This is a genomic window from Mycobacterium asiaticum DSM 44297, assembly GCF_000613245.1.
Lineage (GTDB): Bacteria > Actinomycetota > Actinomycetes > Mycobacteriales > Mycobacteriaceae > Mycobacterium > Mycobacterium asiaticum.
Genome location: NZ_HG964936.1, coordinates 1,448,245 through 1,454,726 on the forward strand (window position 1 = coordinate 1,448,245; position 6,482 = coordinate 1,454,726).

Sequence of the window (6,482 nt, forward strand, 5' to 3'; positions counted from 1 at the left end):
GTGCTGGTCAGACCGCAGCCGGCGCAGCGAGAGCGGGGGCCCGGCGGCACGGCGCTGGACGTCATCGAACAGCAGTTTGCTCCAGAAACTCCGGTGCGCCGCAACTGGCGCGACCTCATTCACCGTTACGTCGGCATCGACCTCGGTCCGGGCCGTGCCGAGGCCTACGAGAACGCGCTACGCGATCAAGTTCGGGTCACCGTGGGCGGTGCGTATCCCATCGCGGTGCTCAATCTGAAGGGCGGCGTGGGCAAGACCGCGGTGGTCGAAGCGCTCGGGTCCACATTGGCCAGCGTGCGCGAGGATCGGGTGATCGCGGTCGATCTCGACGCGGGAGATCTTGCGGACCGGCACGGGCGCCGGCACGACCTCACCCTGGCCGACCTGGTCATGGACAATCGTGTCGCGCGCTACGCCGACGTGCGAGCGCACACCTTCATGAATAGTTGCGGCCTGGAGGTGCTGGGCCTGCCGGATCCCGCACACAGCAACTTCTGTATCAGCCGGCAAGACTTCGTCAAGGCGTTTTCGATTTTGCGTAGCCACTACTCGGTGGTGTTGGTCGACTGCCCGAAGACCTTGAACACGGGCGTGATGGATGCCGTCCTCATGGAGTCTCGTGCCCTGGTGGTGGTCACCAGCACGTCCGTCGACTCGATCCAGAAGACCCGGGCGACGCTGGAGTGGCTGAGCCGCAACGGCTACCGCAAGCTGCTCGCGGCGACGGTGTTGGCGGTTAACCACGTCGAACGGACCAAGCTGAGCCCGTTGGCCGCGAAGCAACTCGAGCAGTTGTCGGCGCAGGTGGCGGCTACCGTGGTGCTGCCGTTCGACGGCCACGTGCACCAGGGCAGGGAGATTGGGCTGGATCTCTTGAGCAAGGCGAGCAGGCGCAGCTACCTGGAGTTGGCCGCGGCGCTAGCCCGACTGCTGCCCAGCAGGCAGCCCGCTGCGCTGTAGCTCGCTCCGCGGACGTTTTGCCACCACCACTAGTTCGATGGTGTTGACCCGCTTCGCCCGGCTCCGCCGCGCTCGCGGTCACCACTAGGTTCGATGGTGTTGACCCGCTTCGCCCGGCTCCGCCGCGCTCGCGGTCACCACTAGGTTCTTTGGTGTTGACCCGCTTCGCCCGGCTCCGCCGCGCTCGCGGTCACCACTAGGTTCTTTGGTGTTGACCCGCTTCGCCCGGCTCCGCCGCGCTCGCGGTCACCACTAGGTTCGATGGTGTTGACCCGCTTCGCCCGGCTCCGCCGCGCTCGCGGTCACCACTAGGATCGATTCCTATGACGGTTGCCAGGGCCGACCTGCTCGAATACGACGAGGTCATCGAACGCTTCGATCCGGTGCTCGGACTGGAAGTGCACGTCGAACTGTCCACCGCGACCAAGATGTTCTGCGGATGCGCCACCACCTTCGGCGCCGAGCCGAACACCCAGGTGTGCCCGGTATGCCTGGGCCTGCCGGGCTCGTTGCCGGTGCTCAACCAGGTGGCGGTGGAGTCTGCCATCCGCATCGGCCTGGCGCTGAACTGCGAGATCGTGGACTGGTGCCGGTTCGCGCGGAAGAACTACTTCTACCCGGACATGCCGAAGAACTACCAGATCTCTCAGTACGACGAGCCGATCGCCATCAACGGTTACCTCGAGGCGCCGCTCGAGGACGGCACCATCTGGCGGGTGGAGATCGAGCGCGCCCACATGGAAGAGGACACCGGCAAGCTCACCCACATCGGCAGCGACACCGGCCGCATCGAAGGCGCCACCGGGTCGCTGATCGATTACAACCGCGCCGGGGTCCCGCTGATCGAGATCGTCACCAAACCCATCGTCGGGGCCGGGGAGCGGGCGCCCCAGATCGCGCGGGCCTACGTCACGGCGCTGCGTGACCTGCTGCGCGTACTGGATGTCTCTGATGTGCGGATGGACCAGGGATCGATGCGCTGCGATGCCAACGTGTCGCTGATGCCTAAGGGCACAACGGAATTCGGCACCCGTACGGAGACCAAGAACGTCAACTCGCTGAAAAGCGTCGAGGTCGCCGTGCGGTACGAGATGCAGCGGCAGGCCGCCGTGCTGCTCTCCGGCGGTGAAATCATCCAGGAGACACGGCATTTTCACGAAGCCGGGTACACGAGCCCGGGCCGCGCCAAGGAGACGGCGCAGGACTACCGGTACTTTCCCGAGCCAGACCTCGAGCCGGTCGCGCCCAGCCGCGAGTTGGTCGAACGGCTGCGGCAGAGCATCCCGGAGCTACCGTGGTTGAGCCGCAAGCGAATTCAAGATGAGTGGGGCATTTCCGACGAGGTGATGCGCGACCTCGTGAACGCCGGTGCGGTCGAGTTGGTCGCCGAGACCGTCAAACACGGTGCGCCCAGCAAGGATGCGCGGTCCTGGTGGGGAAACTATCTGGTGCAAAAGGCCAACGAGGCCGGCATCGGGCTGGACGAATTGGCGATCACCCCGGCGCAGGTGGCGGCGGTGATCGCACTGGTGGACGAGGGCAAGTTGTCCAACAAGCTGGCCCGCGAGGTCGTCGAAGGGGTGCTGGCCGGAGAGGGTGAGCCCGAAGCGGTGATGACCGCGCGCGGTCTGGCGCTGGTGCGCGACGATTCACTCACCCAGGCGGCGGTCGACGAGGCGTTGGCGGCCAATCCCGATGTGGCGGAGAAGATTCGGGGCGGCAAGGTCGCCGCGGCCGGTGCGATCGTCGGTGCGGTGATGAAGGCCACCCGCGGCCAGGCCGACGCCGCGCGGGTGCGCGAACTGGTGCTGGCTGCCTGCGGTCAGGGCTGAGGCGGGACCCTGCGACGAGGTCGGCTGGGCTCATCCGGCCGGCGACATCGAGGATCGGCGACCTCACCAGCCCCAGTCGTCGTCTTCCAAAACGTCCACGGTGAGATCGTTGTCGGCCACACCCACCGTGCCGTAGAGAAACGTGAGTTGGGTTTGTTCATCGTCGAGCGGCTTGACTTCCATAAGGGTGGCGTGCCCGAGCGACATGCGGATCCTGTCGCCCGGCTTGAGTTGGTCAACACGCTTGAGGGGCATCTAGTAAGCGTGCCTTGTGTCGTGCCGGATCGACGAGAAATTTACCGCTCGTGCCCTCCCGGCGCTCACCGCGCCATCATCCACACGTCGATGTCCTACACCTCGCTGGCTGGGCGGTGCCGCGCTGGCGATAGATCATGGTGAGGTGAGCGGCAAATCATTGTTCCGGCTGACCAAGATGATGAACAACGCGATGGCGGTGGTGACGACGAAAGCCGGCGATCATCGGTCGGGGTGCCTGGTGGGATTCTCCACGCAGGTCAACATCCACCCGCCATTGTTGCTCGTCGGCATGTCGAAGGCCAACCACACCTTCACCGTGGCGGCGGGTTCGGAACACCTCGCGGTGCATCTGCTGTCGCCACGCGACACTGGCCTCGCCGAGTTGTTCGGCGGCGAAACCGAGGACGAAATCGACAAATTCGACCGGTGCGCGTGGCACACCGGCCCGAACGGCATGCCGATTCTGGACGACGCGGTCGCCTGGATGGTGGGTTCGACGCTGGACCGCATCGACTTCGGCGACCACGTCGGGTACTTGCTGCAACCGGTCGAGACGTGGTTTGCCGAACAACCGTCCGACGTGCTGCATTTTGTCGATGTCATCGATGTGGAACCGGGCCATGAGCCTTAAACGCCGGGCAGCGCAATTGGATTCGGTGGTGCTTGTTCACCCCGCACGGATATAAGAACTCGTCTACCAAACTCTCGAAACGGTCTCTAAAGCTGCGCTTCCCACTCATGATGGTGAAGTGATCGGTGAATCGTTCGACGACATGATGGCCATGCTGGACACGCCGGCGTTCGTGGTGACGACCCAGGTCGACGGTCATCCGTCGGGTTGCCTGGTTGCCTTCGCCACCCAGACCAGTGTTCAGCCGCCCAGCTTCATGGTGGGACTCCCGCTCGGCGATCCTATCCACGAGGTCGCGAGCAAATCAGACAACCTGGCCGTGCATGTGTTGCCGCGCAGCCAGCACGCCCTGGCCGAGTTGTTCGGTCGCGAGCCCGACGAGCAGGCCGACCCGTTCGCACGTTGCGCGTGGCGGGGCGGTCCGCTGGGGATGCCAATCCTCGACGACGCGGCCGCCTGGTTCGTGGGCCGGACGCTCAGTCGCAGTGAAGTCGCCGACCACGTTGCGTACCTGGTGGAACCGGTCGCCGTCTGGGCGCCGCAAACCTCCGAGGAACTGCTCTACCTGTCCGATCTCGACGGCGTCGACCCTGGGCAGGAGGCGCCGCCCCGGCTGTACAGCGGAGACCGCTCGGAGGCGACCCGCAAATACGGCATGCGGTTCACCCTCGACGTGCCCTAGTAACTGGGCCGAGCAGACGCAAGAGCACCCGGAGCGGCACGTTTTCGGGTTTTTTGCGTGGGCTCGCGCAAACTAAGTCGTCCGGGCTAAGTCTTGTCGTCGTTGTTGCGCGGGAAGCCGCCTCCCTGCGGGAACAGCGGGAACACCACATCATCGAGCTTCTCGGCATCGCCCGCGGTCTTGTTCACTGTCGCGCCCCACACATTGCCGTCCGGCGACATCCGCAATGCCCACGCGTGCGCGTGTGTGTCCTTGCGCACGACATCGGGCTCCCCGGTCACCGCACCGGTCTTCGGGGCCAGCCGCACCGCGACCGTCAACTTCGTGTTGATCAGGTTCACCAGCACGGTGCCGTCCATCGCCGCGCAACCGGCCACACCCGGCTTATCCGGCCAAGTCCACACCGTCGACACCTCGGACTTCTTGGTGATCCGCTGCAACCGGTCGGCACCCGGCGTGCGGTCCGCGACGTACAGCGAGCCGTCCACGGGGTCGATGCACAACCCGCCGCCGGAACCGATGCCCGATAGCGCGGTCGTCGGGGGCGCCTGACCGATGGTGGTGGGCTGCTCGATGCGCAGCACCTTGCCCGCCAGCGAGCGGGGATCGGCGGCCATCGCCGGGTTGCCGGCGTCCCCGGTCATGACGACCAGCGTGGTCGGGCTGGTGAAGATCAAAGCGCCGGTATTGCCGGTGGAGCCCTTGGGGATCCCGGTCAGAATGTCCTTGGGCACGTCACCCTCGGCAATCCGGATGACGCGGTTGTCGGTGGGCGTGCTGATGTAGGCGTACATCAGCCGGTCCTGCGAAAAAGTCGGGGACAGCACGATGTCCATCAGGCCGCCGTCTCCGGATGGGTCGACCGGGATGACCATCTTGACCTTAGGCTCGGCGCTGATCGAGATCTCTTTGACCACACCGGTGGTGCGCTCGGCGACCAGCGCGGTCTTGCTGTCGACGCCCATGATCAGTCCACTGGTGCTCTCCAGGCAGCCCTGCATCACACCCGGAGCCGGGCAGGCTTTGGGGAACGGCGTGGGCGGCAGCGGTGGGGGCGGTGGAGGCGTGGAGCTGGGCTGCGGTTTCAGTTCCGGGTTCGTCGTGAAGGGCTGCGACTGGGCGTCGTTGAATCTGGCGCAGCCGCTCGAGAGCAGCACCGCGGCGCACAGCGCAGCCAGCACGCACCGAACCGACCGCCGTATCCGCATGACCGACAGGCTACGGGAATTTGCGATCGTGGCCGCCTCCTACCACCGGGTACGGACGCCGGCGACCGGCGTCGTGCGTACAAATCGGGTAACGAGCCGCGGTAGATCATCACTCCATTGCGCCCTGACGAGGGCAAACGATTCTTTAGTGGATTGTTCTGTGCTCGACCCGTGGCCGATGGTCGGCCGAGATCATGAAGTCGGCGAGATCAGACGGTTGATCGCCGATAGTGGCGCCCGGGGGTTGCGTTAGCGGGCGGGGCCGGAGTGGGCAAGTCGCGGTTGGCTCGCGAGGTGGTGACGGCGACGGCGGCAGCCGGTTGGACCGTGCGCAGCGTTGCGGCGACGACGACCAGCCGCCCGATTCCGCTCGGCGCTTTCTCGCAGTGGACCGACGATGCCGAAAGCGCGCCGTTTGTCTTGGCGCGCAAGGTCGCGGAGGCGTTGACGGACGGCACGCAACCGGACCGCCTGGTGTCCTCGTCGACGATGCGCACCTGCTCGACGATCTGTCGGCGCTCGTCCTGCACCAGCTCGTGCACTCGCGGGCCGCCACGGTGATCCTCACGCTGCGTACCGGGGAGTCGGCGCCGGCCGCGGTGACCGCGCTGTGGAAGGACGGTCTGCTGCGGCGGTGCGAGCTAGAACCGTTGCACCGCAACGAAATCGACACCCTATTGGTGGCGACCCTGGGTGCGGTACCGGATCGTCACTGCGCGGACAGGCTGTGGCGGTCCTGGCGGCTCGTCGACGACGTACTCAAGACAGCGCGCGGCGCGCGGCGCCAACAGCTGTTGGTGTTTCGCGCCAATCAGCTCGCGCTGGCGGCCAGGCCGGTCGAGGTCCTGGCGACCATGGCAGAGGTCAACTACGACGACATCGATTACTACGGCGCGGCTGGGGGGGGGGGG

8 protein-coding genes are annotated in these 6,482 nt (G+C 66.0%); 5 read left to right on the forward strand and 3 right to left on the reverse strand.

Going from position 1 to position 6,482, the window contains the following annotated elements; all coding sequences use genetic code 11:
• Both BN972_RS06995 and gatB read left to right on the forward strand, forming a co-directional pair.
• Entirely contained in the window at nucleotides 1–960 is a 960-nt protein-coding gene (locus BN972_RS06995; RefSeq protein WP_235192389.1) for a MinD/ParA family ATP-binding protein, read from the forward strand.
• A gap of 323 nt (nucleotides 961–1,283) precedes the next feature.
• Nucleotides 1,284–2,792, forward strand: coding sequence for an Asp-tRNA(Asn)/Glu-tRNA(Gln) amidotransferase subunit GatB (gene gatB, locus BN972_RS07000; protein ID WP_036354420.1), 1,509 nt, complete (start codon nucleotides 1,284–1,286; stop codon nucleotides 2,790–2,792).
• Between the two features lie 63 nt (nucleotides 2,793–2,855).
• On the opposite strand, the gene BN972_RS07005 is transcribed toward gatB, so the two are convergent.
• Nucleotides 2,856–3,047, reverse strand: a complete 192-nt coding sequence (locus BN972_RS07005) for a hypothetical protein (protein WP_036354422.1) — start codon at nucleotides 3,045–3,047, stop codon at nucleotides 2,856–2,858.
• 145 nt (nucleotides 3,048–3,192) lie between these two features.
• On the opposite strand from BN972_RS07005, the gene BN972_RS07010 reads away from it, so the two are divergent.
• Both BN972_RS07010 and BN972_RS07015 read left to right on the forward strand, forming a co-directional pair.
• A complete protein-coding gene (locus BN972_RS07010) occupies nucleotides 3,193–3,681 on the forward strand; it encodes a flavin reductase family protein (protein ID WP_235192390.1) in 489 nt (162 codons plus the stop codon).
• A gap of 142 nt (nucleotides 3,682–3,823) precedes the next feature.
• Nucleotides 3,824–4,363 carry a flavin reductase family protein gene (locus BN972_RS07015; protein WP_051545317.1) on the forward strand — a complete coding sequence of 180 codons (540 nt, stop codon included), beginning with the start codon at nucleotides 3,824–3,826 and terminating at the stop codon, nucleotides 4,361–4,363.
• 86 nt (nucleotides 4,364–4,449) lie between these two features.
• Here the strand turns inward: BN972_RS07015 and BN972_RS07020 are convergent, their stop codons facing one another.
• Together BN972_RS07020 and BN972_RS07025 are read right to left on the reverse strand one after the other, a co-directional pair.
• Nucleotides 4,450–5,571, reverse strand: a complete 1,122-nt coding sequence (locus tag BN972_RS07020) for a PQQ-dependent sugar dehydrogenase (RefSeq protein ID WP_036354428.1) — start codon at nucleotides 5,569–5,571, stop codon at nucleotides 4,450–4,452.
• A 209-nt stretch (nucleotides 5,572–5,780) separates the two neighbouring features.
• Entirely contained in the window at nucleotides 5,781–6,113 is a 333-nt protein-coding gene (locus BN972_RS07025) for a hypothetical protein (RefSeq protein WP_036354431.1), read from the reverse strand.
• Between BN972_RS07025 and BN972_RS29505 the strand changes: the two genes are divergently transcribed.
• Nucleotides 6,108–6,482 (forward strand): hypothetical protein (locus BN972_RS29505; RefSeq protein WP_036354434.1); only part of this gene is annotated, 375 nt, incomplete at its 3' end. The genes BN972_RS07025 and BN972_RS29505 overlap by 6 nt on opposite strands.

Coding starts and splice junctions, on each gene's coding strand:
- BN972_RS07005 (WP_036354422.1), bottom strand. CDS start 3,047: ATGCCCCTCAAGCGTGTTGACCAACTCAAGCCGGGCGACAGGATCCGC.
- gatB (WP_036354420.1), top strand. CDS start 1,284: ATGACGGTTGCCAGGGCCGACCTGCTCGAATACGACGAGGTCATCGAA.
- BN972_RS07020 (WP_036354428.1), bottom strand. CDS start 5,571: ATGCGGATACGGCGGTCGGTTCGGTGCGTGCTGGCTGCGCTGTGCGCC.
- BN972_RS07015 (WP_051545317.1), top strand. CDS start 3,824: ATGATGGCCATGCTGGACACGCCGGCGTTCGTGGTGACGACCCAGGTC.